Source organism: Pseudomonas sivasensis (genome assembly GCF_013778505.1).
In the GTDB taxonomy this organism is placed as follows: domain Bacteria; phylum Pseudomonadota; class Gammaproteobacteria; order Pseudomonadales; family Pseudomonadaceae; genus Aquipseudomonas; species Aquipseudomonas sivasensis.
In genome coordinates, this window is sequence record NZ_JAAOWU010000009.1 from 48155 (window position 1) to 72825 (window position 24671).

At 52.3% G+C, this 24671-nt stretch carries 25 protein-coding genes; 11 read left to right on the forward strand and 14 right to left on the reverse strand.

Translation table 11 applies throughout. The annotated features are described in order from the left end of the window. Window positions 1-273: 273 nt before the first annotated feature. From G9Q84_RS16335 to G9Q84_RS16360, 6 genes are all read left to right on the forward strand, one after another. Window positions 274-543, forward strand: a complete 270-nt coding sequence (locus G9Q84_RS16335) for a hypothetical protein (RefSeq protein WP_145162332.1) — start codon at window positions 274-276, stop codon at window positions 541-543. A gap of 19 nt (window positions 544-562) precedes the next feature. Next, window positions 563-1960, forward strand: a complete 1398-nt coding sequence (locus tag G9Q84_RS16340; RefSeq protein WP_145162335.1) for a hypothetical protein — start codon at window positions 563-565, stop codon at window positions 1958-1960. 59 nt (window positions 1961-2019) lie between these two features. After that, window positions 2020-2826, forward strand: coding sequence for a DUF4238 domain-containing protein (locus tag G9Q84_RS16345; RefSeq protein ID WP_181643721.1), 807 nt, complete (start codon window positions 2020-2022; stop codon window positions 2824-2826). A 781-nt stretch (window positions 2827-3607) separates the two neighbouring features. Beyond that, complete coding sequence (locus G9Q84_RS16350; RefSeq protein ID WP_181643722.1) at window positions 3608-3817, forward strand: hypothetical protein; 210 nt, start codon at window positions 3608-3610, stop codon at window positions 3815-3817. A gap of 40 nt (window positions 3818-3857) precedes the next feature. After that, window positions 3858-5321, forward strand: coding sequence for a YecA family protein (locus G9Q84_RS16355; RefSeq protein WP_145162338.1), 1464 nt, complete (start codon window positions 3858-3860; stop codon window positions 5319-5321). A 446-nt stretch (window positions 5322-5767) separates the two neighbouring features. Beyond that, complete coding sequence (locus G9Q84_RS16360; protein WP_178119697.1) at window positions 5768-7102, forward strand: hypothetical protein; 1335 nt, start codon at window positions 5768-5770, stop codon at window positions 7100-7102. A gap of 294 nt (window positions 7103-7396) precedes the next feature. Here G9Q84_RS16360 and G9Q84_RS16365 read toward each other — a convergent pair whose 3' ends face one another. Both G9Q84_RS16365 and G9Q84_RS16370 read right to left on the reverse strand, forming a co-directional pair. Beyond that, window positions 7397-8194: an HNH endonuclease gene (locus G9Q84_RS16365; protein ID WP_145162342.1), complete on the reverse strand. Its 798-nt coding sequence runs from the start codon at window positions 8192-8194 to the stop codon at window positions 7397-7399. Between the two features lie 613 nt (window positions 8195-8807). Further along, the gene (locus G9Q84_RS16370) at window positions 8808-9713 is read right to left on the reverse strand and encodes a hypothetical protein (protein WP_145162344.1); all 906 of its coding nucleotides are present in this window, start codon (window positions 9711-9713) and stop codon (window positions 8808-8810) included. A gap of 311 nt (window positions 9714-10024) precedes the next feature. On the opposite strand from G9Q84_RS16370, the gene G9Q84_RS16375 reads away from it, so the two are divergent. Beyond that, window positions 10025-10777: an NAD-dependent protein deacylase gene (locus tag G9Q84_RS16375; RefSeq protein WP_181643723.1), complete on the forward strand. Its 753-nt coding sequence runs from the start codon at window positions 10025-10027 to the stop codon at window positions 10775-10777. A 225-nt stretch (window positions 10778-11002) separates the two neighbouring features. On the opposite strand, the gene G9Q84_RS16380 is transcribed toward G9Q84_RS16375, so the two are convergent. Beyond that, the gene (locus G9Q84_RS16380) at window positions 11003-12094 is read right to left on the reverse strand and encodes a hypothetical protein (protein ID WP_181643724.1); all 1092 of its coding nucleotides are present in this window, start codon (window positions 12092-12094) and stop codon (window positions 11003-11005) included. Window positions 12095-12324: 230 nt separating this feature from the next. On the opposite strand from G9Q84_RS16380, the gene G9Q84_RS16385 reads away from it, so the two are divergent. Beyond that, complete coding sequence (locus G9Q84_RS16385) at window positions 12325-13128, forward strand: DUF6694 family lipoprotein (RefSeq protein WP_122379464.1); 804 nt, start codon at window positions 12325-12327, stop codon at window positions 13126-13128. Window positions 13129-13386: 258 nt separating this feature from the next. Here the strand turns inward: G9Q84_RS16385 and G9Q84_RS16390 are convergent, their stop codons facing one another. The 5 genes from G9Q84_RS16390 to G9Q84_RS16410 all read right to left on the reverse strand — a co-directional run bounded on the left by G9Q84_RS16390 (window position 13387) and on the right by G9Q84_RS16410 (window position 18804). After that, window positions 13387-15639, reverse strand: a complete 2253-nt coding sequence (locus G9Q84_RS16390) for a C39 family peptidase (RefSeq protein WP_242461447.1) — start codon at window positions 15637-15639, stop codon at window positions 13387-13389. Window positions 15640-15694: 55 nt separating this feature from the next. After that, window positions 15695-15862: a hypothetical protein gene (locus G9Q84_RS16395; RefSeq protein ID WP_181643725.1), complete on the reverse strand. Its 168-nt coding sequence runs from the start codon at window positions 15860-15862 to the stop codon at window positions 15695-15697. A 587-nt stretch (window positions 15863-16449) separates the two neighbouring features. Next, the gene (locus tag G9Q84_RS16400) at window positions 16450-16893 is read right to left on the reverse strand and encodes a ubiquitination-like system serine protease family protein (RefSeq protein ID WP_122379444.1); all 444 of its coding nucleotides are present in this window, start codon (window positions 16891-16893) and stop codon (window positions 16450-16452) included. Continuing rightward, window positions 16890-18080, reverse strand: coding sequence for a ThiF family adenylyltransferase (locus tag G9Q84_RS16405; protein WP_181643726.1), 1191 nt, complete (start codon window positions 18078-18080; stop codon window positions 16890-16892). Before G9Q84_RS16405 ends, G9Q84_RS16400 begins: the two co-directional genes overlap by 4 nt. Beyond that, entirely contained in the window at window positions 18055-18804 is a 750-nt protein-coding gene (locus tag G9Q84_RS16410) for a multiubiquitin domain-containing protein (RefSeq protein ID WP_181643727.1), read from the reverse strand. Before G9Q84_RS16410 ends, G9Q84_RS16405 begins: the two co-directional genes overlap by 26 nt. 214 nt (window positions 18805-19018) lie before the next feature. Between G9Q84_RS16410 and G9Q84_RS16415 the strand changes: the two genes are divergently transcribed. Further along, the gene (locus G9Q84_RS16415; RefSeq protein WP_181643728.1) at window positions 19019-19390 is read left to right on the forward strand and encodes a helix-turn-helix domain-containing protein; all 372 of its coding nucleotides are present in this window, start codon (window positions 19019-19021) and stop codon (window positions 19388-19390) included. Between the two features lie 14 nt (window positions 19391-19404). Continuing rightward, a complete protein-coding gene (locus G9Q84_RS16420) occupies window positions 19405-20274 on the forward strand; it encodes an ImmA/IrrE family metallo-endopeptidase (protein WP_181643729.1) in 870 nt (289 codons plus the stop codon). Window positions 20275-20611: 337 nt separating this feature from the next. Here the strand turns inward: G9Q84_RS16420 and G9Q84_RS16425 are convergent, their stop codons facing one another. From G9Q84_RS16425 to G9Q84_RS16450, 6 genes are all read right to left on the reverse strand, one after another. After that, entirely contained in the window at window positions 20612-20944 is a 333-nt protein-coding gene (locus tag G9Q84_RS16425) for a hypothetical protein (protein WP_181643730.1), read from the reverse strand. A gap of 86 nt (window positions 20945-21030) precedes the next feature. After that, entirely contained in the window at window positions 21031-21396 is a 366-nt protein-coding gene (locus tag G9Q84_RS16430; RefSeq protein ID WP_181643731.1) for a hypothetical protein, read from the reverse strand. 176 nt (window positions 21397-21572) lie between these two features. Further along, entirely contained in the window at window positions 21573-22100 is a 528-nt protein-coding gene (locus G9Q84_RS16435; RefSeq protein WP_181643732.1) for a hypothetical protein, read from the reverse strand. Between the two features lie 654 nt (window positions 22101-22754). Further along, window positions 22755-23144, reverse strand: a complete 390-nt coding sequence (locus G9Q84_RS16440) for a hypothetical protein (protein WP_181643733.1) — start codon at window positions 23142-23144, stop codon at window positions 22755-22757. A 2-nt stretch (window positions 23145-23146) separates the two neighbouring features. Continuing rightward, the gene (locus G9Q84_RS16445; RefSeq protein WP_181643734.1) at window positions 23147-23617 is read right to left on the reverse strand and encodes a hypothetical protein; all 471 of its coding nucleotides are present in this window, start codon (window positions 23615-23617) and stop codon (window positions 23147-23149) included. A 40-nt stretch (window positions 23618-23657) separates the two neighbouring features. Then, window positions 23658-24053, reverse strand: a complete 396-nt coding sequence (locus G9Q84_RS16450; protein WP_032861754.1) for a DUF6957 family protein — start codon at window positions 24051-24053, stop codon at window positions 23658-23660. A gap of 157 nt (window positions 24054-24210) precedes the next feature. Between G9Q84_RS16450 and G9Q84_RS16455 the strand changes: the two genes are divergently transcribed. Continuing rightward, window positions 24211-24666, forward strand: coding sequence for a helix-turn-helix domain-containing protein (locus tag G9Q84_RS16455; RefSeq protein ID WP_032861752.1), 456 nt, complete (start codon window positions 24211-24213; stop codon window positions 24664-24666). Window positions 24667-24671 lie beyond the last annotated feature (5 nt).

The following is a 24671-nucleotide window of genomic DNA, read 5'->3' on the forward strand; positions in this document are numbered from 1 at the left end:
GGGCTTTCATCCTCAAGCCTCTGGCCCATCGTGGGCCGGCGCGCTCCGCTTGCTCATTTGCCCACAAATATTAAGTGACGCTTCTGAAGATACCGAATGAGAAGCATGCGGTTCGAAGTGCAAAGGGGGCCCCGTAAAGGCCGGGGGGACAGGCGCTGATGCGGCGCTCGACACCGGCCCTAAAAATCAAATCGGATTCCTTGCTCGAAGGTGAATGGCGGTTCGAAGACACTGGCCTCGCAACTCCAATCAACCGAAACGCAGAGGCACTCCATGTTAAAGAAAGCCACATCCATCGCTTGGCAAGCAGGCAAAGACTCCTACCACTTGCAGCAGGCTCGCCTGAAACACTCTGAGCCCGACTACCTGAACGCGCTTGCCCAGGCGATCCAGGACGTGAAGCCGGGCACTTGTTTCCGTGACGCTATGCGTCAAGCCATCACCGTCGACGATTACACTGTCGGCGTACTCGGCGGCCAGGAGCTGGGCAGGCGTACTCGGGAAATCCTCGAAGCGCAGCCTGAAGCGATTCCGGCCTTGTAACCAAAAATGGTGAAGACAAATGCACGACAAGGGAACCCAGAAGCTCGCTGATGGAGAGCTGGCTCGAAAGAGCCGCGCTATCCAGAGCCTCAAAGAAATCCTTGGCCTTGATGAGGGCGCCTACCAGGCGCACCTCGACAGCCTGAATGAAGCTGAGCGAGCGACCTACGAAACTGAGCTCAAAGCGTACATCGAGACATGCACGATCATGTCCGGTGAATACCTGCAGTGGTCGAGCCAACTGCTGCTTGCCGCGCCAGAGGGCGTGGAGTCGGAAAGTAGCTACCAGTCGAGCCTGATCGCTCCGATGGGCGCCGTCCTGCTGAACGCCCTGGAGAAGAGCAATGCCATAGCGTTTCCGCAGCATCTTCGTGACGCAGCGGCCCAGATTGAGAGGCTGGCTGACGCCAAACGCCGGTTCCTCACCGAGCTATATGGACACTTGCGTGACGACGAGAGGGAGAGCTATGGCGACTTGCTGGAAGCCTGTGATCCCCTGCTCTGCTCGATGCCAGACCTCAAGCTTTATGAGACACACCAAAGGCTCATTCTGGCGTGGAAATTCCTATCACAACTTCTGATCAAGCCTCTGGACGGCGTTCCTGATAACTGGATCGAAGCTGCCGCCACCAAGGCACATAAACGTATTACCGAGCTTTCTAGCGGCGCCCTACGGCCTCTGCTTGAGGCTGCAGCAACCCCGAGAAAAGATTCGCTCTCTGCAGAGCTGCTGCTTGCCAGCATGGTGAATCGCTCTCACTGGGAGCTTCTCGAATACGAACGTTTGGAGCAGATAGCCACCCAGAGCCTTTCTAGGCTAACCCGTGGCCTTAAGCAGAAAGGGAACCATCACATTCCTGCTTACCTTGAAAAAGCAGCCTTCAAAGACTGGCTGTTAATGCAGCTCTCCCAGAACAGGTTCCCCGGCGAAGAAGCCTGGCGCACCTTGAAACGACAGCATCTGGAGCGCTTCTACTTTCAAGCCACCTGGGTACTCGATTGGGAAAAATTGAACGGCGTGGAGCACAGCGTGAAGGAGGATGCCCTTCTCAACATGTGCGCGCTGCACTTTGCTTGGAGCTACTGCACCTGCGAAAAGCATGACCTCAGAGTTCCAGACGTCAAAGATCTCGACCTTGTGAATGGACGCGAGATCGAGACCGATGAGCAGGTGCCTTTGACTCGCATCATGTACCAACAGCGTCAGCTAAATACGATGCTCTTGAGCTACCAACACGTCGAGCTCAACCCACAAAAGCTGGAGACGTACACCAAGTGCAACAGGGATGGTCGACGTCAACAAATGCAGTTCATCCGCTCGAATCTACACAACCTTTCCCTGGCGCAGTGGAAAAGCCTTACCAACAACGCATGGAACGTACTCGATGCCCTGCTGCAGAAGCATGGCGCGCTTTAATCACAATGCGGCGGGCGGATAGCTGCACGCCGGCTCCGAAAAAATAATGGGCCCATAGCATGTACCAAAAAGACCACTCTCCTCACGAAGCTCCCAGCGAAACTCTTGATGAAAACGGCAATCGCGTCAAAAATCCGAACAGGATCACAGTCAATCAGCACGTGATCCCCCAGGCACACCTGAAAGAATGGCTAAAGGACGACAATCTCCTCACCATACACAGAAAGCAGGGTGGCGCCCCCATAGAGCGCTCGCCCAAGAGTGCCTTTGTTGTAGCCAGGCTATGGGATCAGCAGGCTGAACAGGGGATGATCAAGTCGACTGAAGACAATTACCTAAAGCAGATAGATGGCTTCCGAAAGAACGGGAGCATCGAGAGATCCCCCATCGTCACCGAGTATTTCGTCATGTTGGCAGCACGGGCTTACTGCGTAGCCAAAGAAAGGCCGCTCTACGACTCGATCATGGAGCCGCCGCCATGCATACCCTCGCAAGCACAGCTTGAAAAAGATGAGGTTGAGCAGGTGAATGACACCGTCCGAATCTTCAACGGAACTGGTGATCCACATGCTACAGCTCGCATGATTGTAGGTATGGCGCTCACACAGTTTTTCATCAGGGGGCGCGAGCTCTTGAAGGACACTGCATGGGTGCCTTTTACGACGATGGGGGAGAAATTCATTCTTCCCGACTCAAACGTTGCACTTTACGAGCAAGGTTTCCCAGCACTGCCAGTGAGCCCGGAACTCGTGCTTCTTGACGAGAAGCTCCTTGCCAAACTCCAAAAGGCCGGCAGGCTCACGCCGGAGTATCTCAACAAGCGCTTCTTGGAGTCATCGGTTCGCTACTACGTTTCCCCCAAGTGAATCCTGCAGGCGCTCCGCGCTTTGCCCGCAGCCAGAACAGATGCGCTCTGCCTACTCGCTCCATCTCCGGCCTACTTCTGGCCTTCCGTATTCCTCCTGAAGACCTCCATGCGACGTTCATTCCCTGAGCATGAGCCGCTGAACTCCCATCGAGATACACCTGATCAGCCAGGCTCCTGGGAGGATACTCCTGCCGAGCGTTTGGTCGAAGTTGCCAGAGATTATTGGCGCCCGGATTAATTTGGCAATCGGCCTGTTCCTGATTCCGCTCTTCTTCCTGCCTTTCTGTTCGGCTGGATCATGTGGGACTGGGCCTCGCCGGCAGCGATCTACTCGCTCATCTACGACAAGATATTCATGATCATCGTTGGGGTGGCCCTGCTACTGCTCCTGGCCTAGACAGAAGGGTTTAAAGCTTCGCTGGATGAGGCCCCGGCCTTAGCCAAGTTCCAGTGCGAGACGCCGTACCCTGGCTGGCTATGGCGCTACTACCTTCGCCGGAACAAGGATCTCATCGAGGCCTACTGGCGCGTCTACAACTTCGAGGTGGCAGAAGACTCCCTTGCCGTTTATCTGCAGCAGCACATGCCAAGGTTTATCGGCGCCATACCCAGGCGATGTCGTTCATCGCCGAGTGGTTGACGCTTCAGCACGTCAGCGGCCACATTCGAAGCTGTCACCTACGCTACACCCGAAATTGGCCGGTAAGCGTGAGATCGCAGCACGTCAGCGGTCACTCGAGATCGAGACGTAGGTGACTTGGCAAAACAAAGGGGTCGAAATGAACGTACAGCTAGAACTTATGAATAAAAACATATCCATGCTCCAGGCAGAAATAAAATACCTGCAAATTAAAATCCAAGAATCCAGACACGCAGGTGACCAGGAAAAGCATAGCCAACTTTTAGAGCAGCAAAACAATGCAGCCTACTACCTCGAATATGCAACAGAGACGAAGGCCAAGATAATTATGAATATCCATAAAAGCTAGCAACTCACAACCGCTAATATTGGCAGAAAGGATATGCAGATTGTTAAAGCCAATCAACAAGGAAGCAAGTGTAAATGAAAGCGAGAAGATTCTTGCCACGATTGCTTCAAATACATTTTTTAGCCTGTGGTGCTACCCCAGCCTGTATCGGTCGTTAGGAAAAGGAAAAGAGCTTACCGACCTCACCGTGTACTTCAATAACACGGTTATACTATTTTCCGACAAGGGGCACGTTAAGTTCCAAGAGCAGAATGACCCAAAACTTGCTTGGAGCCGATGGTACAGAGCCGCAGTCAAGGAATCTGCAAAACAACTGCATGGAGCAGAAAGTTGCATTAGGAATCACCCGGACAAGATCTTCCTCAATAGTAAACTTGATGAGCCATTCCCTTTTGACTTGAGTAGGACTGATCTCAAAATACACCTGATAGCGGTAACCCGAGGAATAGGTAAACATGCCAAGCAGCATTTCGACGCCATAAGGCCCGGCAGCCGTGGTTCGCTCGGCTACCTTTATGGAGCGAATGAAGAACAGTTGCTCGATAAACCGTTCTTCGTCGGCGATGTAGACATAAGCAAAACCTTCGTTCACGTGCTAGATGAAGGGGGTATAAAACTTCTCCTAGAAGAGCTTTGCACACCTGCAGACTTCATCCGATACCTCGAGGTTAAAGAGGATGCAATCCGCAACAAAGACCTCCTGATCAGCGCTGGAGAAGAGGAAACACTTGCATGCTATCTTCAAGAGAATGGTGGCAACGGGTTCGGAAAAATTACCAACCCACCTCAAAACAATGGCAATTTCCTAATGATACCCGAAGGAGAATGGAATCATTACAGGAAAACGGTAATATATGCCTTGAGGTATCAACAAAGAAAAGAAGCAAAGCTATGGAATGAAATCATTTCCCGCTTCGCGGACGGGATTGTGGATGCACAGGTAGGTGAAGCAAGTGACTTACCGTTCATAACGCATGCAAATGCTGTGCAGGTGTTGGCGTCGGAAAACCTTCTGTCGAGTAGCCTCCTTGCAACTACCCTATTTGACAAATTCCATACAGTCCCCAGCGGAACACGCTCAGCACGAACGACTTACTCTCTCTGTAATCCAGGCCGAGTGTACGTCTTCGTATTTTTCCCGTGGAGTCATAGATTCAACTCCTATGATGAATATAGACAGGAGCGAACTGCCTACATGCAGCTATACGCATGTGTAGCGCGGTACAAGTTCCAGAAAGCAAAAGAAATCGTAGTTCTTGGAGCCGACACCAAAGGCCATCAAGGGGGCTCTGAGACAATTTTTGCTATAGATGCATCTGTTCCGCTTACTGGCGATGAGCGAACGACTGCTCAACAAATCATGAAAACCTACAACATACTAGACAACATTTCTCAGAGAGCAATACCAGGGAACGGGGCGGCCAAGAAAGTTAGCCGAAATGCTCCGTGCCCGTGTGGCTCTAATAAGAAGTATAAGAAATGCTGCTTCAACCCAGAGCCATAACTTTTTTGTGGATGGGTGAGAGTTCCTCCAGTAGGCGGAAACCATCGCACAACGGAGAGTTATGGGCTCGCCCCCTGCTAGGGGGCAGCTGTCGTGAACCGCAACCTGGCTGCACCAGGTTACGGCCCTATCGGGCTTCCATCTTCTCGCCTTTGGCCCATCGTGGGCCGGCGCGCTCCGCTTGCGGTTGTGCCTGATACCCGAGCAACTCTCCAAGACACTCCTCGCGAAGCCAACCTGATGCGCCCCTCCCGTAGGCTATTGCAGAGTGAATTTGACTGACCTATGATCCGGCCAGGCGGTGATGGTCGCCTGGCGCCTGTTTCGCGAAGCAATAGCCCATCGTAGATATATCCCTCGTTTTACATCGGCATGTCCCTAACTAGACGCTGCCCGGTGAACAGGCAATCGGTAACCAAAGCGTCGATAGTTTTGGTGGCACAGCCATGTCTGATTTTTCCCTTCTCAGCATTTTCAAATCGCTAGCCAAGCAGCATGCCCGCAAATATGGCATGAAGCTTTCCGCTGCCCAAGAAGCGCTTGCGCGTCAGGCAGGGTTCGAGGAGTACCACGAGCTCATTGTCGTCGCCCAGCGAAGCCCCACGGATCCGCGCTTGATGCTCGCCGCCTTCGGCGTGCGTGACTTCAAGGACGCGATCCACGAGGACGAAGTGTTCTCCGAGCTGGATCAAAAGCTGAGAAATCAGCTGTCCGGTGCGATTGCGGAGACAAACGCAAGCAAATTCACGATAGACGCTTTGACGGTCGACACCACTGAATACGCCGATTCAACCGGAATGCTCATCCTAGGAGTTACGCTTCCCTACAAGGGCCAGCAGGATCAAGAGCGAGTGTATCAAAGTGCGGCGCGCTTCCTTACTGCCACGGTCAAATTGCTTCGTCGCGAAGGTAAGTGGTTGCTTGCTGAGGATGGCGTGCCCAGAAGCTCAATTTCCTTTTCCCCATACCGCTTAGAGGATTACGACATGGCAAGACCAAAAGCGATCATGCGCTACCTGACATTAGGTAAGTTCAAATATCTCCTAGAAGACAAAGGCATCTACGTAAGTGCTGCGTGCGATCAATTGGACTTACTAGAGGGTGATTATGATCACACGTTTCTTACCAAACACCTGAAAAGCCAAGCTAGCCAAGATCAAGAGCTGATGTCGAAAGTTGATGAGATGATGCTTGGAAGCAAAGAGGTAGGACGCAAAAGCACCTATTTGAGTTGCTGGTACAACTCTGGGGAAGAGTCTTTCGAAATGTGGGAGAACTATGGCGAAGGAGGTGTTGCGATCTTTAGCAGCGACTATGCTCTAGAGCTTTCCTTGCCACGCCCACTGAATCAAGCCGCCGAATTCTATACGCTCACTTATGACGACCAGCTCAAGCCGCAAGCGAGCCAACAGCCGTTCCGTGTAAAAAATGAGAGCTATAAACATGAGAATGAGTACAGACTGGAATTCAATCTCTTAAAGTATTCGGTTTTGACGGGGTTTGAGGCTCGTAACGAAGTACGTGTTGGCGGAGTTTTGTCTCACGAGAGCGACGAGATTACCTCGTGCATGTCCCCAGAGTCACTAGCTCGTAGCCACGACGTGATTCGTCGCAAGGGTAAGGGCTATGTTCTTGCCTATCCACTCGAAAAAATCATTCATGAAGTGCGCCTGCACCCTAGCGCTACAGATGTAGAATTAGAGGAGGTTCGAGCCTCCATAAAAGCCAGCGGTATCAACTGCACTGTCAGGCACTCTGTGCTGCGCAAGATTGCCCACTAGGGAAACTGAGCTGTGTCGCTACCCCCGGTTGCCAACTGCACGTGCAAGGGATATTGGGCGCGAATGGCTTCAGCGGGGGGCGTTGCAGGTTTGCTTCACTGGTTGATCGCTGCCAGCAAGTAGCACCAGCTGGCTCAAGGGCGATTCTTTGTCACGTCGTTAACTTACACGCCTCCTAAGGGCGCACTCATTGCAAACCGTTTTGTTACCACCCGGGAACGCACGCTGGAATCAATATGCAAGCTCGAATTTAGACACTAGGGCGCTAGGTAGAAGGCGCCGCAGCGATGTCCATTAAGGCGCGTAAGTGCCGAGAGCGTTGACTCTGTCGACCTGCGGGGCGTAGTAATCAAGCCAAGTTGTGGAGCCAGCAGTCAAAAAAGCTTTCGTGGTTCCAGGCTTCAGCTGAGTGAGGTTGGAAAACTCTTTGAATAGCCGCTTGGTTTCGATGGACGCTTCGCCAGCCGACACGCCTGGTACATACATAAGCATGAAAAATGTCAATGGGCCGAACATTATCACCCTTAATGTAAATGTTTCGTACTGATTAGGCCCATAGGAGATTCTCATTAAAAATGGATTCACCACGCCGGATCCGTTTGCAAGATCATCAAACACTTTGTATTGGCCATTTAGTTCTTCAGTGGTTACTGGAGCTGCTAGAGTTGCCAGCACTGCAAAATCTATCTTTTGAGGTGATGGAGAACCATTCAAAATATAAGGTATGAATTTTTCAAATAAATGGACGTGGCCTTGGTCAGTGCGAGTTGAATTGAAGGATATCTTCAAAAGCCAGCGTACTAACCTGTCATAATCATATGAAAGCTCGGCGCGGCGCTGGATGTAATTCTGGGTCAAGAACCCATTGGCGATAAGAAATTCTTTTCCGTAAGCGTCAAGGCTGGATAGCACTCCGCCGTTGCATTTTTCACAGACATCTTTCACTTGGTGCTCTCCGCCAACCATTTTGTTAGCGACTTCATTCCAGCCAATCACTTTAGCTTGCAGCTCTTTCTGAAAGCGATATATAAACGCTGGAATTACATGCTCACGAGTTGCTGGAGCGTCTTTTTTACAGTATGCGCAGATCATGCCTGGTTCCTTCCATATTGGTGTCCTTCGTAGCGGATCTTCGCAGAAATGTGTTAACAGATTCAACTCAGCACTGTCTGGGGCTGACATATTTTTCGGGAACGAGGCTTGCTGCTAGGCAACCTGTGCCCGCGAATATATTTATGGACAAGGTTTGCATTTGAGGTTTTGGGTCAAGGCGACATTGGCAATCGAGGTGCCAGCCTGCGCGCACTCGGCGATGACGTGGGTTTTTTATAGGGACGGCGTTCTTGTGGCATGGGCGTCCGCTTAAAAAGGCTAGAAATGGCGTCCAATCAAATTTAGACGGACACCATCGCCTTAAGCGATGACCTCAGGAAGGTGTGTTCCCCGGACGGTTACCATCCTCAGGCCTTTGGCCCAAAGGGCCGGCGCGCTCCGCTTGCGGTCATGACCTATAGGCGTCAAGCGTTAGTCATCATCGTCATCCTGACTACCATGGTGCGAGGTACATCCACAGTCTTCAACGGCACCGCCATAGAAATCGTCTTCGCCATCTTCCACCTCCCACATGCTGGTGGTGCAATAACAATGTTGGCACTGATAGTGATACGTTGACATATAGATTGATTCCTAGCTGGCAATGGCTGAGTTAGTCGTTGTTGTGCGAGTAGTCGTCGAAATAATCCTCTTCATAGTAAGGATCGTATTGGGCGAATACCGCTGATACGGCTTGGGCATCCCGCTCACTCAACCCAAGGCTCGAGTTCAACGCTATTTTCTGCCTGGCTGCGGACTCATGATTATCGTAGGTGTATTGGGTAGCTTGCCCATCACGACTGCCTTCCTGAACGAGCATCAGCCTGAAAATGTGCCGCTCGTTTGGAAGCTCGGTGCAGTAGTAGCAATGTTTTCTCGGCAAGACCTTTCCGGTCAGCTCACGCAAAAACAAGCTTGTAACGCACTCATTTTTGGGAGTCATGGATTGCTCATGCAGAGAGTGGAAGGCGAGGGTTTCCGGCTCACCTGGATCGCCTGCGCGAAGCAGGTAACGTGGACTTAGCCACCAGAGCCAAATAGTGACCTCTCCGTCCGCTATCGTGACCTGAACAGGGGGAAGCGCTGTGGAATGCTTTCTTCGTATGGGGAGATTGAAGGCTGGCCAGTCTTCCATAGGCTCGGCTGGGTCTAGCAACGAAAACTTTGAAGTCGCGCCTGAAAACCGATGTTCTCCACCGCTGGCGATCCTTTGAGCTAGTTTTTCGGCGACTTGCACCATGTTCCAGGCGTTGCTGCGATCATGGATCAAGTGGTAGGAGGTAGCACGCCCCGGCGCGCAAACAACAGCAAAACCGAGACCAGAGTCTCCCCAATCATTACTGGACGAGTCAGGTAATTTCGGTGCTTTGACACTCATCACGTTCCAGTCACGGAACCCACAGGCACGCGATATAGCTGTCAGCCATTTCCCGAGCGGTACGGTATTGAAGATGTGAGCGTGAGAATGTTTTACGTAGTGCGCTAATTCTTTTGCTTCGGCAACACTGAGAGCAGGCATACCTTTCTCCATGATGAGCACATGTAAGAACGGGGCCTCCCCTTGCCATTCAGTGCTCAGTTAGGAGCGCAGCAAAGAATTGTTCAACAGAGATTTACCGTGCCCAAGATGGGCGGGAGGGGATGGTTCTCTAGACCTTGCGTGGATGCTACCCATCGTTGAGTGCTTTCGCAATATTATATTTGCAGTGGTTAAAATGGGAGAGCGTCCGAATGGCTCAGGAAATGAGCGGCCTCCGGCCAGTTCGAATTCTGCTGCAGGTCTAAGCCGCTCGAGCGATGATCAACTGCCGAATCTCAAGGAATTAGTTTGTGACTATCAGTTCACTCGCTGAGCGATTGCGTGAGGCTCAGCATGTCGTTGTGTTCACGGGCGCAGGGGCGTCAGCGGAGAGTGGCATCCCGACCTTCCGTGATGCGCTTAGTGGACTGTGGGAGCGGTTTGATCCTGCGCAGCTTGCGACTCCTGAGGCATTTCGTGCAGACCCGAGCCTGTGTTGGGGATGGTACGAGTGGCGCCGGCTGAAGGTTATCCAGGCGCAGCCAAACGGGGCACATCTCGCTATCGCCGAGCTTACCAAGTATGTGCCCAAGCTCACTGTGGTCACCCAAAATGTTGATGACCTACACGAGCGAGCTGGCAGCCAGGATGTGATTCATCTACATGGAAGCCTGCACTCTCCTAGGTGCATCGATTGCGGGCTTGCGTTTACGTTGCCCCTCACGACTGAAGCCCTGCCTGAGGATGGAAGTCGTATTGAGCCGCCGCGATGCAGTGTATGTAATGGGTATGTCCGACCAGGCGTTGTGTGGTTTGGCGAGATGCTGCCTGAAGACGCATGGAGCGCAGGTCTAGCTGCCGCCAAGGAATGCGATGTCTTCCTTTCGATTGGTACGTCTGGGGTCGTTTACCCGGCTGCTGAGCTACCGCTACGTGCTTTGGGTCACGAGGCAACTGTCGTTCACATCAATCCTGTGCGGTTTGATGTCAGCAGCCAAGAGCACTTTCTTGAAGGCCCTGCCTCTGTGATGGTGCAGAGCCTGCTTGACGAGGCATTCGGGTAAGTTCCTACATCGTAGTTGCCAGCGATCCACATCGTTTTTGCTTTGGGCTTGCCCCCTAGCGGGGTACGGCTGTCGTGAACCAAACCCCGGACAAGACGGGTTTGGCCCTTGCGGGCTTCCATCCTCATGCCTGCGCGCTCCGCTTGCATGGCAAAGCTGGGCGTAACCCAACCGTCTAGGCTCTAGACATAACGCAGAACATAAACACAGGCATTGATCTGAATGCTAGATGGCTTCCATCACCAGGCGCTCGCCGAGCAATATCAGCTTGGAAATGTAATCGGGATCGTCAGATGTTTTGGGAACGTGCGAGTCGCTATTGATTCGTCGGAGCTGAATGACCACTTCATGTGCAATACGCTGAGCGTCCTTTGCCCCCCACCACTGGGCAAGCCCAGCTGCAATAAGCGAGGCATCGCTCCCTTCGCGGCCTACTGTCATCAGGAGGCTCGTCGTTAGTTTCAAATGTACATCGAAGCTAGCGAGCAAGTATTGGACGTTCCCTAAATCGGCGCTCTCGTTTGAGCGAAGAATAAAATCGCTCAGATGAGTGATATCCCATGCAGCGTTTCTCACCCCAGCGATAGCCGCCATCCGATCAGCAGACCTGCTGTTCTTGAACACATTCTTGCGAGCAGGCGAATGAGTACCGAGATACACACACGCGAGCATCAGAGCCGGCCCCGCGAATACAAGACTCGTACTCATCCAATCTAGAAGACGAAGCATCTTGTCGACTTGCTTACCTGAGGTAAGGTCTAACTCAAGAATTTTGAGCGCGGTGATGTAATTTCGATTCCAGCGTTTCAATGGTAGTTGTAGATTGAGGTGCGGTACCTCGACCGGGCTATAGGTGCGGGAAACACGATTTGTCCTACCGAGCGCAACGTTCAGCATATCCTGTGGAGGGGCGTTGTCAGCCGCCCTGAACCAACCAAGCTCATCCGCTGCGCTGGTGTTACCACATCGGTGAGCCAGCTCATGGAAGGAAACACCAGGTTCAAAATCGATATTTAGAAGCTGAGCAAATCCTAGCAGTGCGGCTGAAAGCTTGAGTTGCTTGTCGTTGGTCGTTTCTTTGCCTTTCGCTAATTGAGCGATACGCGAGGCTACGTTTCGATCCGGCAGTATGACCGTCTGGACGCCCTGATCTCGCGCGTAAAAGTACACGGCAGGCTCATATATGCCTGCGTCGGGAGCGAGGTATCCAGGCGTAAGCAAGCTTGCTGCTCTCAGCATCTCACTCGCGTCAATAAGATCATCCACCGGAAAGTCAATCGGTAGCATCCATTCTGTCTTTTTAGCTTTCGCTTTCAATCCGGCCTACCTGGTCAATCGAACCACAACCACAGAGCTTTTGAGTTACAGACTATCATCAGCAGAGCACCTGCTCGGATAATCGCCTGTCCACGCAAACCTACAGGATGCTCATTGCTAGTAGCGCAGTGCTGAATTTGTTCTGTTGAGAATGAAAACCAAAAACTGCACAGATCGCATTCCGACATCATTTTGATATGCTGCCCTGAATTTTCTGAGAGGGAATGCAGATGCGTCGATTTATATGCATAGCGCTTATGGCAGGGATGCTAGCTGGCTGTGGCGAGCCGAAGCTGGACGGTAGCTCACAACAGGCTTTCAAAGACTCTGCGGCGAAGGTTGCTGCGAGCTTGCCTGAGGACAAGCGCAAGCAGTTCGCATCTGATGTGATGGTGCTTGCATTTCAGGGACTCGATATTTCTCAGGTTTTACAGGGCAAGAAAAATGCCGAAGGTGTGTCCGCAGATATGCTTGCTGCACTCAACGGAAAGACTGCTCAGCAGGTTGCCGATGAAGCAAACCGAGTACGAACAGAACGTGCGGAGCGAGAACGGCAACAGGCCTTGACGGAAATTCAGGAGCTGGTCGAAAAGCAAAAAAAATCCGAAGCTGCAAAAACAGAATTAACCCGCTTTCAGGTTTCAAAGTCTCGCTTTTATCAAAGGGCCAAAGAGTATGGCCTTGGTAATCAACCTATCATCGAAATAACGGTGAATAACGGGACTGCCAGCGCCGTGTCACGGGCGTATTTCAAAGGCACCATCGCCTCTCCTGGACGCTCAGTGCCTTGGCTTGTCGAAACGTTCAATTATTCAATCAGCGGTGGTTTGGAACCGGGCGAATCTCAATCCTGGAGTCTCGCACCTAATCAGTTCTCGGACTGGGGCAAGGTCGAACCACCAAAGGATGCCATCTTTACCGTAACCGTCGAACGGCTTGATGGTGCTGATGATAAGCCTTTATTCGACGTAGGCTCATTCACCGAGCGTGATGCAACAAGGCTAACCGCACTCCAAACAAAATACGCTCAGTAACGTGGTGCAGGCTCTATAGCAGACTCGTGGTTAAGTTGAATTTGATCGGGCGAGCCGCCCCAGGCGGCTACCCTTGCCACTCGCTACTATCGATCACTAACATCTCTGCGATGTCGTATGGCTTGCTCTAAGCACATTATTCACGGGCAGATGGGCATTGGCACTCTGAATGTCTTCATCAGTTGCAGCAGCCTGCGGCACTGCACCACAGGCATTTGGATAGTGAACCCGACTGTGAGCAATCTCTGTTCACAAAGGTTACGCGACCCCTAGGTTAGCTTCCGGCATATCGCTGCCGCCTTCGGGTGTCTCTGGGTCTTTCGGCTCTTGGCCCTTGGAGGGAGGTGCGTCAGGATAGAAAGCCTCAAACGTGTCACGAGGAAAAAGAGATCGAATTTTATACAAAGCATTGGTCAGGAACTGGGTTTTCTCCGCATCGGTGTAGTCACCGCTGTATCTGCCAGAGAAGAAATTGACCTCCCAGTAATCGCACTTGCGCTTGATCTCGCCTGCAATCCGAGCGGCCTGCATACCAGTCATGCTGGGATGACCAAGTTCATGAGGCTTGGGAATATCTTCAGCGATAAACAGCTCTCCACCCTTGCCGATAGCCCAGATGAGCTGGCTTTTTGAAGCTGGGTTACTGCTCGCCTCATCCGCTACTCTTTTGTACGCTTTGTGAACTTCAACCAAGGGGATTTGTTGCGGATCCCAGATTCGTTTCGCAGTTAGGTTTGTACCCTCCCCGTCTCGCGAAACTTCGTTTACCTTGATATGGTTGGGTGCACGCAACGTCCCATACATATCGTTGAGATGACCCTCGTAATCCTCACGTCTCTGCTTAATGGCCCTGGTGAAGGCGGCGAAGAAATGCTCATCATCCATGCCGGCAACCTGACATTCCTGTCCTTTGAAACCGCCCAACATGGCATCTGCGTAAATCGGATCGTGGATGTAGATTCCAGAAACGGCGTTGCCCAATGGGATGTCAGTGGCATCCAGGAAAACCCGGAAGGCACGCTCGGAATTCCAGAAGAAGTCGATTTGCCATTGCAGGCGAGCAAGATTTCCGGTCAAGAAACTAAGCTTCTCCTTCCTCCAGCGAATCATCCTCTCTTCATCGAGAGTGTATTTTCCTAAGGTGTCTCCGATCTTTCGCTGGGTGCGATGCTCGCGAACCTCGTCCCTCGTCTGAGCAATCGATGCGAGCTTGATCTCATAAGTGACTTCTGGCACGTCAAAACCAAACTCTGGACAAATCTCGTCCACCAGATAGCCCAAAACCTGATCAGAGATGCGCTCAGCAGTGCCACGAGCGAATTTGAAATCAATCCTTGTCTTTTTATCTGCCGGGATGATTGAGATGTCAGGGACAATGATTTCGTGAGGAGGTACCCAAGTGGTGGCGTCTGCCTCGCGAAGGGACATCGCCAGCCCCCAGCGCCCTTTCGCCGCCTCAGGAGTGGATTCACCCAGAAAATCTTCGAGCATGACCATTTTGGCTCGGGCATATGGGCCCAGGCGGTCGTCGTGTACATACACCCACTCTGCTCCATCACGGAAGTCATAGCCGAGCGCGGTAATGGCGTGGCCTGCCTTGATGTATTCACCAGCGGCGTTAGGCTTCAAACCATATACTGTCCCCGTCAAGATGACAGGCAAGTCACTATCGATGTGGGCGACCAAGGAATCGCGGAACGATTCTTTAGTCGATTTTTCGAGGCCCGCGTTGTGATAGCGCAGCCCCTCGACATCCAGCGTTCGCTGAATCTGCTTGTTGGTTAACTCTTTATTAGGGAAGCCGTTGCTTGAGCCATCCACGAAATTCAAAGCGGCTGTAGTGATCTCACTACAGGACTTGATGTCCTTCACCCCTCGACCTGGCAGGCTGTGAAGCGCCGTCCAAATGGCAGTAGTTGCGCAAGCAGCAACAACCTTGTCCTGCTCTTGAAATGCAATAGAGTCGATTGTGAGTTTGATGCCAAAGAGATTCACATCATAGCACTTGGCGATTTTCTTCTTGCCAACGCCTCGATCACCGATGACACGGAGGCAGGTTTTCCCCACGAATGTTCTGGTGAGCGGCTTGATTACCATAAAGCCAAGGTAGTGCGACTGGAGCTGCTTTATAGTTTTTACGGCCTTTTTATCGGTATCGTCAGCCAGCACGGTATTTGCGTCACCGGCCAATAACGCGTCCAACCGTTTGTGGGTCAGGTCGCAATTGAAAAAGTGAAGACGAGCGCACTTATACCCATCGTTACGGAAACGCCCCAGGTAGAAGCGGGAGTAGTCTTCAAGAAAATCTCGGTCGATGTACTCGTGCTCAAGAAGGATGCTCCCTACCGTCTTCTTGCCCTTCTTAATCTTCGGCATGAAGGACTTCAGATAGTTGTAGATGTACTTGATTTGCGGCTTTTCGAAGATGTCAGCGTGATCATAGCCGTAGGGCTCATGAATCAGAGCTGCGAGCGTCGCTTCCTCGAAACTGGTGATGAGATATGGAGTCATTTTGATCGCGCAAAAAAAAGCAGCCCATCAGGCTGCTTTCGAGTGAAGAGGGTTATTAGAGGCTGCAGGCTTTAGCCAGCAACGTCGCGGTGACTTCTTGGTTAGCGAATTCACGTGCCAGACGGTTGTTGGTCTCTGCCATGCGATCACGAGCCGCCTTCAGGCTGGCTTCATGAGTACCCTTCCGATTACGGGCCTCTTCGATCATACGCTCCAGAGTCATAGCTCCATCCTCTAAGAATTTTGGGTTCACAGTGCATCAAAGAATCCAAATGCGCGACCACTGACTTCACGAGATATCAACGTGGTACTGACGCGCTTGCGACAGCGGCGCGGATTATCGAGTCCGGTTGCCAAGCTCCACAAGCAGTACCTGTCGTCACCCGACAAGCGGCATCACGACTGTAGTTGAGACCGAGCCAAAGCGCCAAGGTTCACAAACAAACAGCACTATGATCTGCCAAACGGTAGCGCCATCACAGTTTCGCATTCGTAAGCAAAGCTGGATGGTTCTCCCCTGCTAACGGGCGCTATCACGCCAAAACTTCCATCACGGAGGTGCCTTAGCCGGGCGAGAATCATTTGATAAATCGAGTATGGCATATGGCGATCATCCACTTAAAGTGTATTTCGCCATTATTTTTGCACTACTACAGCGCATCGAAGCGTCGATTTTTGAGTCTTCCACGCTACCAATCTGCGTTACGAGGCTTAGTGAAAAGGAGGTCAGGTGGGGGGAGAGATGATTAGAGAGCCCTTTTCCTCTTGGTCGGGCCCTCTATTTTTTAGGGAGGCGGATGGTCGACTCGGTCAGAACCCGAACAACTTCTTCAGCCTGGTGATCAAGGACGGTGCTTCGGTCGGCTGCTGGATTTGTGGTGCAGGCTGACTAACCTCGCTCTCCCTTGGCCTCCCCGGCTGCTGCCGTGCTTTCGCTTCAGCATCACGCTTGCGCCCTGCGTTGATCGCCTCTTGAGACATGTTTCCAGCCCACTCAATGCGGCCAGACCGCACCCAGTAGTGAGAACGGCACTTAAATGTCCAGTTGCCAATTGAAGGTTTGAGTGACACCGTTTCGCCATCGAATGACATCTGCCAGTCGGTTGGAGAGAAGGGGGTGATCACTTTGTTGCCGCAACCACAGGCACACAGGTGTGCTGCAGTTGCGAACTCCATTGCCAGGTAAAGCTCGCCTGGCTCCAATCTATTAGGGAAATGCTCAACAAACAGAGGCGTTAGGCTCCTAATGGTCATGGGTACTCCTCACTGTTACCCATCTCGTTGAGATGAGTCGCATAGGTGAAGTGACCGACCTGGACGTTATCCGCGTAGAAACCACAGAGCCGCTTCCAGGCACCAATGGCCAGTACCGCATTGAGGGCATTCAGATCAGCGATCTGAATGTTCGAGCGGTAGATGTCCTCTGCAGGATTTTCAGTCAGGGGCATGGTGCGACCAGCATGGTCGTAATGCTCAGGTGTAAGCGTTGTGACCCGACACATTCCCCAGATTTGCTGGGTATCGCCAACCAGGTGAACTCCCATACCGACATCAATCAGAGATGTATGGGTACCCCGGAGCGACTTCACCACTAAATCCCTCACCGTGGGGTTATCAACACTTAAGAAAACGTAGTCGAAAGCACATAGCTCATCGACATTCTCCGCTGTGATCATGCATGAGTGTGCGGTGATGTTGCGGTGCATCTCTGCGTACTTCTCCTGGAGATACTCAACCTTCTTCATTCCCCGTGCTAGATCAACGAATGACACCGCTCCAGGGTAGCGGAACGCATTGTGCTGCTGAAGCACATCAGCATCGAAGAGATGGATCTCTTCCACGGGAGTCTTGGCGATCTGATCCAAAATATAGGCGCCGGTACCTCCGAGCCCCACCACTGCCACCTTCAATCCTTTGAACTTTTCAGTGGGCATTCCTATGCCAGCGCGTGTCGATGCCGTGTCGGTATATGCGAAGACACTTCCCTCCGCATCCGACCGGATCGGCGCGAAGGTCTTTGCTGTGACGCTCTTGTCCAATGCCTCGGCTTGGCCGCTCAGGATTGAAGCGTAGATCGAGACCTTCTCGTAATAATCGGCGTAGTTGCCACTCCGAGGTTTTGCCGAGAAGTAGTGGTTCACGACCAAATTCGGCAATAGCTGATTCGAATTGCTGTTGTGAATGATCTGTTCGAGGGGACGCCCTTGCGAATCGCAAGGGCAATCACCAATGAAATGTGCCGTATGGTCGCTCGGTTGGCCCGCTACATCTGCCACCAGATTGAGCGCCATCACTAACACACCGCTGCTGCATACCTGACGCTGCGCGTTTACATAGGGTACATCATGAACCATGAGGTAACCCTCGTAGGTGTCCAGGTTGTACCCTTCGTTGCGCAAACGCAGGAGGTGAGGACTACGACTTATCAGTTGGTGTGACATTAAAGTGCATCCCCTTCTTGATCCGGACGTGTTGGCCGTCAACCAGGTTGGTGAGCGAGTTGCCTTCGTGGCCTTTGGCGTAGGTCACGGTGAAGTGAGCATTGGGGGCAGGCTGCGCGTCCGGGTAGGCCAAGTGCACTACCTCCCAGTACGACAAAGTGTGGGAGTGGATAAACACTGGCTGCGTATTGACGAAGACCTTGATATTGATTTCCACCGCAGCGAAATGCTCGACGCCAGGGCGCGCCAAATCGAACAAGTCGCGGTCTTCGATCAGCTCATCATCATCGCCGGGGATGACCAGAAAGATGTCGTACTTCTGAACATCCACGCCGGCCAGCTGCTTCAAAGTGCGACCAGAAATACGCTGAGCGCCCCAGTCCTGCGCACGTCCATCAATAAAGAAGCGGAAGGTGCGATCACTCTTGAATGCAAGAAACTTCTCAATGCCGGCCTTGCGCAAGTCGGTAGTTTCAGTGGGGCTAAGCAGCTCCAAGTAGCCATTGGTGAGAACTTGGAACAGCAAGTAATCGTCCACTGGGCGGAGCTCCGCAGCCTCCAAGACTTGCTGCCCCGTGGGAACAGGATCCGCGATTACCAATGGCCGGTATTCCAGAGCATCGTCGCCGAGCTGGATTTTATACGGCCCGTGATCACGAACCTCGCGGCCCGCTAAGACGGCGGCAGCCACGTCTTCAACCTCAAAATCGTTCAACTGTGACATAGGGAAAAATCCTCGTATCTGAACCAAATGAGCTGTTGCCCAAACAGACAACACCACCGTCCTTAAAAAACGACCCGAGGGTCGTTGTCCTGCCAGACAACAGTGGACTTCAAAAAAAAGCCGCTTATCATGGATGATGAATCGCGAGCTGTTGCCTGACTAGACAACAGACTACTCCCGCCCTATCGGGCATTGCAAGTGGTTGGAGAAAAAAATGGATTTGGCCGGGTTCATCGCTGCCATGCGTGAACGAAAAGAGCTGAGTTTTCGTGACTTGGAGAAACGTGCAGGCGATCTAGATCACGCATACATTTGGAGATTGGAAAAAGGAGACCGTGCAGCCCCCTCTGAGGAGGTCGTAGGACGCCTGAGCCATGCGCTCGAGCTGGATGACCGAGAGGGTGATATTTTCAAGTTACTGGCCAAATCGGTCACTGTTGAAGACTCGCTTTACCACTTGATGGTGTCCCGCACGGACATCCCATGGGAAGATTTTGAAGACGTAGCAACAATGAGCTTTCGAGGTGAGCGTCCGAACACCGAAGAGGCTTGGCTCAAACGGATCGAACTTATTCAGCAGATGTAATGACGAGGAGTTTCATGGACGAAAACGTTGTGATCTCACGGGCCAGGAAACTGTTAAAGGAAGCTGGCATCAGTACAGCACCTGTTGATGTAGAGGCGCTTGCTGTTCATTTGGGCTTCAAGGTTTCGTGCGTGCAACTCCCCGATGGTGAAGCGGGTAACACTTTTGAAAGGCGCAAACAGAGACACATCTGGGTCAACGAAAAGGACAGTGTGGTTCGACAGCGCTTCACCATCCTTCATGAGATTGCTCACCACGTCCTTGAGCTGCCGTCCAAGCACGGTGAGAAATTGCCAGGGGATGAGCTTGAGCGTTTCACGGGGCGTCCCCAGGAAGAGATTGCGTGCGACATCTTCGCTGCTGAGTGCCTGGTTCCCTGGGCAATGATTCAGCCACTCGCGGAGGACAGGAACTTCACTTTGGAGCACCTTGCCGAATTGGCTGAACGCTTCCAAGCATCGCGCTCATGTATCGCTTCCAAGTTCGCCCAAGCCTCAGAAGGCCACTTGGCCTTTGTCGTCGCGGAAGACGGCGTTGTGAAGTATTCCATTGGTTCAAAGGCCCTGCGCGATGCCAGAGTGTGGATCAGCCAAGGGATTCCCCTTCCTAAAAACTCTGCCGCAGCAAAAGCGTATAAAGCCGGTATCAGCGGCCTTCATGAGGCAGACATCGAGGGAAGTGATTGGAGCACCAGTGATGATGCTCGGCGGTTCGCCTGCTACGAACAAGCCACATACCACGCCCCGACTAGGCAGACTCAATCGATCCTGAATTTCGAAGAGCTCGATCCTCGCCCGGTTTCGAACGGCTATCGAGCAAAACACGAGGACGATGACCTTCTTGAAGAGCTAGATGGTAGACCCGGATGGTCGAAGTATCGATGATCTCTTCTCAATCAACTGGGCGGTTGTATAACAGGCTGCACCGGATTCTAACCTCCAATCTTCCAAAATGCTGATGGAGAGTTTGCTGGCCAACTATGGTGTACGTAGGCCAACTGGCAAAAGAGATCTCATTCCCAATCCGGAGCATCCGAGCAGATATCCGGCAGGCCTTGAAGGTTGCTTAGGAAAGTAAGCAGTGATGGTTGAGCTTTGGACAGGGATGTCCATGTAGCGAGAGATGAAGTTGCGGCAGGAGAGCACATATCCCGACTAGCTCCAAATCACAGCGTCAGGCCTTTGATTGTAGCTGCCCAAGGTGTTGTGCACTTGGATGCGTCTACATCGACTTAACCGAGACCACTTCCACATACTTGTACTTCTTCCTTGCAGCCTTCACAGCATCTTGCTCAGCAAGCAACGAGCTCAACGTGTCGGCCTCGTGGATCAACTCGTGCATCTTCCCCTCGAATTCGTTTCCAACCCGAAGCGTAACCCTCAGCCTAGGCGTGAACGATTTCGTCGCTTTCTTCTTGAGCGAAGAAGTTGATACCGGCTTGGTAAAAACGACCTCTGGCGCCTGCTGGGGCGTTGGAGGCGCAGGAACCTCTTCTGGCTCAGTCGAACCAAACAATGCACGACGCATTTCTTCTTCAGTTAAGTCAGAGCTCATGGAAGATCTCAAAGGGGTGCTAATTATCTCGACAAACTCCACTAGGGTTGTTGCCGACCGGTATCGTAGGGGAGCCTGCCTGGACGTCAAATCCCCAGTTCGATTTCAATACAAGAGCCGCGCAAGGCTCGCGAAAGCTGCACCTTTGGCAGGAGGGTAATGAGCCCATCAGCTAAGTTGCTAGCGTGACGAGCATACAGCGTGACTGTGCCCGCATCCGGCGTTCGACCTGGTACGACAGCACCTACCCTCTGCTGGGCAATTTTAAGAATATTCAAGACTTCCTGACTGACCTCATTGGTGGACAGATGCTCAACGAGTGGTCTGGGCGGAGGGGCGGAACGGCTCCACATATCTATTACCGCTTGAAGCAGGCCGTCTGAGCCCAAATGCTCCAGGGCCATCTCCCACAACTTCCCCTCCTGGGCGATATCCAGGCGTGCCCTACTCATTGCGAAATCCTAAAAGCATCAAGCTCATTCCTGATTGCAAATTTTACCCAGCTTTCGGCGAAAGCGACGCTCATATAGCTGGGTTGGTCGCAGAGGACGGGGCGCGAATTCTACGTTGAACGGCAGGCTATTAGATATTCAGACTCGCGGAAGGGTGCTGACTTGGGCACGTAACATCAATCGCTCGCCGCCCGGATGGGAAACACGGCGATTGAACGCAGCCTATTTCGTAGAATGAAAGAAGCTACGAGGAGAAATAGAGCCATGCCCACCACATCGGCCACGAAATGATCATACGCATTTATGAACGGAATTCCGTTGGTGGCAGGATCAACAAACATTTCATTTCCGATGGAAAAAAACAGCGTGATCACTACGCCGATCCAAGGAGTCCAAGGGATCCCCTCTTTAACGTCTCTGACAATGGAGCGGCACAAAAGTCTGGCGAATGAAGAAGGCCACAACAGGAGTGGAATTTTCAGCACATTGCGAATGACTTGAGACAACTTGGGTCGCTGCAGCTTGGTGAGGGGGAATCCGAAGTAGCTGAGCGCGAGTGGGAATGCGAACCCGAACAACGCATGGCAGACATTGTAGTTCCAGCCTATGACGTCGAAAAAACGGAACTGGATGATCCAGAACGTTATAGATATCGCGCTGAAAATCGCGATAGGCGTGAGTATTTGAAAGCGTTTTAGAAGCATGGATTTTCCTTATGCGGGCTGGATATCCATTCAGGGTACGACGTGGTCGACAGTCTTCTCAACCGAACCCTGCGCATTTACTCAATGCGGCGATTAGCAAGTCTGCGTCGGGAATATTTACCTACCTTGAGTCTGCCTTGCGGCGATTCTCCTCCCCGTCAGCGCATGTTGAATTCACGGAGCTTTGCCTCTGGCTGATCGCTGGATTTTCTCGCTTACTGATCACACCAAATCCCGGATACCCCACAAAAAAGTAGGATTAAATACTTGGTTTTTGATGGCAAAAACGAGCCGGGGCCTACGGCCCCAAACAGACGAGTTGGGTTAAGAGCAGAAGGGCAATCCCAAACCGATGTCATAGACTTGAAGATGAGCTCAAAAAAACCTTTAGGTCGAACGGATCAAATAAAAAGCGACCGACAAAACAACCTAATTTCCAAAGTAAAAAACAGCGAGGCATAGCCACAGCTGCTTTTCTTTTGAGTTCAAAATATACATCTCCGGTTTTGAAAAACCGTTTCAAGGGCGGGCATTTCATGCTGTCGCATAATCGACACAAATGTCGCCCAAGCATAATTTTCTCTATGCCTGCATTGCGCCTATTGGAAATCTAGGCTCGTTGAGCGATGAGCCAGCCCGGTAGTAACGAAGGGCTTACTGGAGGCGATCAGGCGTTGGTAGATACGTGTCACCCGCTATGCGCATGAACTCACGCAGACTACTCCGTCCGACATCACGTCTAAACGTCGCAATGACGTACTTGGAGTTCACCGTGTTAATCACCCAGAACCGCCCCTCCTTCGTTACAGATTGGATGTCCGACGTTCTGATCAGACGACCATCCGAAAGCCGTTGATATGGCCCAGGACAAATATGACCAAACACGACGCCGACCGCGCTGCATGCATGGATATGGACATTCACCAGGTAGGCCGTGACCAGCCCGTCGCAGTCCTGATTCACTGCTTTGGCTATGCGAAGGAGGTCAAAGTCCGAGTAGCGCTTTTCGTGTAAATCGACTGCAACAGTATTGATGTCTTCCATGGCTACAAAGCCTCCGACGCTGAGGCTACGTCAGTGGTCTCAGAACGGCGCCGATATAGCACCCTGACCCCAAGCAAGGCATCGACATCCAGCTCGCGTTGATGGGTATTGACGTACACATCACCACTCTCGACCTGCAGAACACAGATTGGCACTTCTGCCCGGTTGAACCCCATGGAAAGTGATTTCAGCTTTTCCATCTTCCAGCCTGACCCTTTGTTCATCCATGCCGGGGTAACGACCTGGACATCTTGAATGACCATGCTCTCGTCCTGGGAGACCAGCAGCTCCACTAAGCGAGGCTCATCGTTCAGCATTTCTTCATAAGCTACGAACCGTCCCTCATGCCGGCGCTTGAGACTGACGTGATACCAATGAGTAACCAAGGATCGCGACATGGCGTGGAAGTGAGCGAGACCGTCCCCGAACATACCCACCGGGCCGGCCTGGTCTTGCATGCTAATCCTGAACATCGTGCATCTCGTGTGGAGCAGGCCTGCTTAGCGCCTGCGATTAACATAAGCCGAATATTGTCTTGAGCGATGCGGTCATCTCGCGCCCTTTGCCTACCAAGGCGTACACCGTATTCCGGGTCTCGAACAGGCAAACGCCGTCGAACGACTTACACAGGGTCGAGCGTACCCAGCCCCCTGGAGGGAACCGGCCCTGGCTGTCGTAGGTCACGCAATGGGAATAAAGGAACATTGTCTGCAGGCCTATGGCGCGCACCTTGGCGAGCGATTCAGGAGGCTCGTCCACATGAAAGATCAGCCAATCCTCGACCAAACAGTACGGTTTCCGACCGAAACGATCCGACACCAATGCCTCTATTTCGGCTTGAGGTAGCTCTGTTCCAAAGGACGATATCTCACCCTCGCGGAGCAACTCATGCTCCGAAGAATTACCCATAAATTGATGATCCTCATGGTGCAAACCCAAAAATCAGGCTCTGCGAACACGTAAAATACCGGGCAACAAGCCAGGAATCCCATCGATATGATTATATGCATTTGTGTGGGATCTATCAAACGCGTCATACCGTCTCTTTTTTGGAGAGGTAGGTTGGATGTCCCTGCGGAAGGCTTATGCGGCGACGCTACAGTGGCTGAGGATTCGAAATGGCTTATCGCAAGCAGACCTCCAGCATCAAGCTGACCAGGCTCACATAAGCCGCTTGGAGGCTGCGACGACGACACCGACTATTGATCTGAGTGCGGATCTGGCGCATGCGCTGGGCCTAACGCCTTTGTCGCTGCTCACTCTGGTGGCCGCAGCCGATGAGGGGAAGACAGCACGCTCTGTCTTGAATGAATCGATGATAGAACTCATGCGGTTAGGAGTTCTTGATGAAGCGCTGCCTGCCGAGCCGCAGAAGATCACCACACCACAGAGAATCGCAGCCGCAGAAAGGCTCGAGGCAGTACGCAAACTAAAGGCAGAAGGTCTTTCTCAGGCAGAGGTCTGCCGGCAACTGGAATTACCCAGAAGCACTGTTGGGCGCCTGTGGCACGTTGACGATTAAAAGTC

Bases quoted from the DNA above. Each gene is read 5' to 3' on its own strand.
- G9Q84_RS16455 (WP_032861752.1), top strand. From the start codon at position 24,211: ATGTCCCTGCGGAAGGCTTATGCGGCGACGCTACAGTGGCTGAGGATT.
- G9Q84_RS16450 (WP_032861754.1), bottom strand. From the start codon at position 24,053: ATGGGTAATTCTTCGGAGCATGAGTTGCTCCGCGAGGGTGAGATATCG.
- G9Q84_RS16405 (WP_181643726.1), bottom strand. From the start codon at position 18,080: ATGTCACACCAACTGATAAGTCGTAGTCCTCACCTCCTGCGTTTGCGC.
- G9Q84_RS16365 (WP_145162342.1), bottom strand. From the start codon at position 8,194: ATGATCTGCGCATACTGTAAAAAAGACGCTCCAGCAACTCGTGAGCAT.
- G9Q84_RS16360 (WP_178119697.1), top strand. From the start codon at position 5,768: ATGTCTGATTTTTCCCTTCTCAGCATTTTCAAATCGCTAGCCAAGCAG.
- G9Q84_RS16400 (WP_122379444.1), bottom strand. From the start codon at position 16,893: ATGACCATTAGGAGCCTAACGCCTCTGTTTGTTGAGCATTTCCCTAAT.
- G9Q84_RS16435 (WP_181643732.1), bottom strand. From the start codon at position 22,100: ATGCTTCTAAAACGCTTTCAAATACTCACGCCTATCGCGATTTTCAGC.
- G9Q84_RS16335 (WP_145162332.1), top strand. From the start codon at position 274: ATGTTAAAGAAAGCCACATCCATCGCTTGGCAAGCAGGCAAAGACTCC.
- G9Q84_RS16415 (WP_181643728.1), top strand. From the start codon at position 19,019: ATGGATTTGGCCGGGTTCATCGCTGCCATGCGTGAACGAAAAGAGCTG.
- G9Q84_RS16345 (WP_181643721.1), top strand. From the start codon at position 2,020: ATGTACCAAAAAGACCACTCTCCTCACGAAGCTCCCAGCGAAACTCTT.
- G9Q84_RS16385 (WP_122379464.1), top strand. From the start codon at position 12,325: ATGCGTCGATTTATATGCATAGCGCTTATGGCAGGGATGCTAGCTGGC.
- G9Q84_RS16420 (WP_181643729.1), top strand. From the start codon at position 19,405: ATGGACGAAAACGTTGTGATCTCACGGGCCAGGAAACTGTTAAAGGAA.
- G9Q84_RS16430 (WP_181643731.1), bottom strand. From the start codon at position 21,396: ATGAGTAGGGCACGCCTGGATATCGCCCAGGAGGGGAAGTTGTGGGAG.
- G9Q84_RS16425 (WP_181643730.1), bottom strand. From the start codon at position 20,944: ATGAGCTCTGACTTAACTGAAGAAGAAATGCGTCGTGCATTGTTTGGT.
- G9Q84_RS16445 (WP_181643734.1), bottom strand. From the start codon at position 23,617: ATGTTCAGGATTAGCATGCAAGACCAGGCCGGCCCGGTGGGTATGTTC.
- G9Q84_RS16370 (WP_145162344.1), bottom strand. From the start codon at position 9,713: ATGCCTGCTCTCAGTGTTGCCGAAGCAAAAGAATTAGCGCACTACGTA.
- G9Q84_RS16390 (WP_242461447.1), bottom strand. From the start codon at position 15,639: ATGACTCCATATCTCATCACCAGTTTCGAGGAAGCGACGCTCGCAGCT.
- G9Q84_RS16395 (WP_181643725.1), bottom strand. From the start codon at position 15,862: ATGACTCTGGAGCGTATGATCGAAGAGGCCCGTAATCGGAAGGGTACT.
- G9Q84_RS16340 (WP_145162335.1), top strand. From the start codon at position 563: ATGCACGACAAGGGAACCCAGAAGCTCGCTGATGGAGAGCTGGCTCGA.
- G9Q84_RS16350 (WP_181643722.1), top strand. From the start codon at position 3,608: ATGAACGTACAGCTAGAACTTATGAATAAAAACATATCCATGCTCCAG.
- G9Q84_RS16440 (WP_181643733.1), bottom strand. From the start codon at position 23,144: ATGGAAGACATCAATACTGTTGCAGTCGATTTACACGAAAAGCGCTAC.
- G9Q84_RS16410 (WP_181643727.1), bottom strand. From the start codon at position 18,804: ATGTCACAGTTGAACGATTTTGAGGTTGAAGACGTGGCTGCCGCCGTC.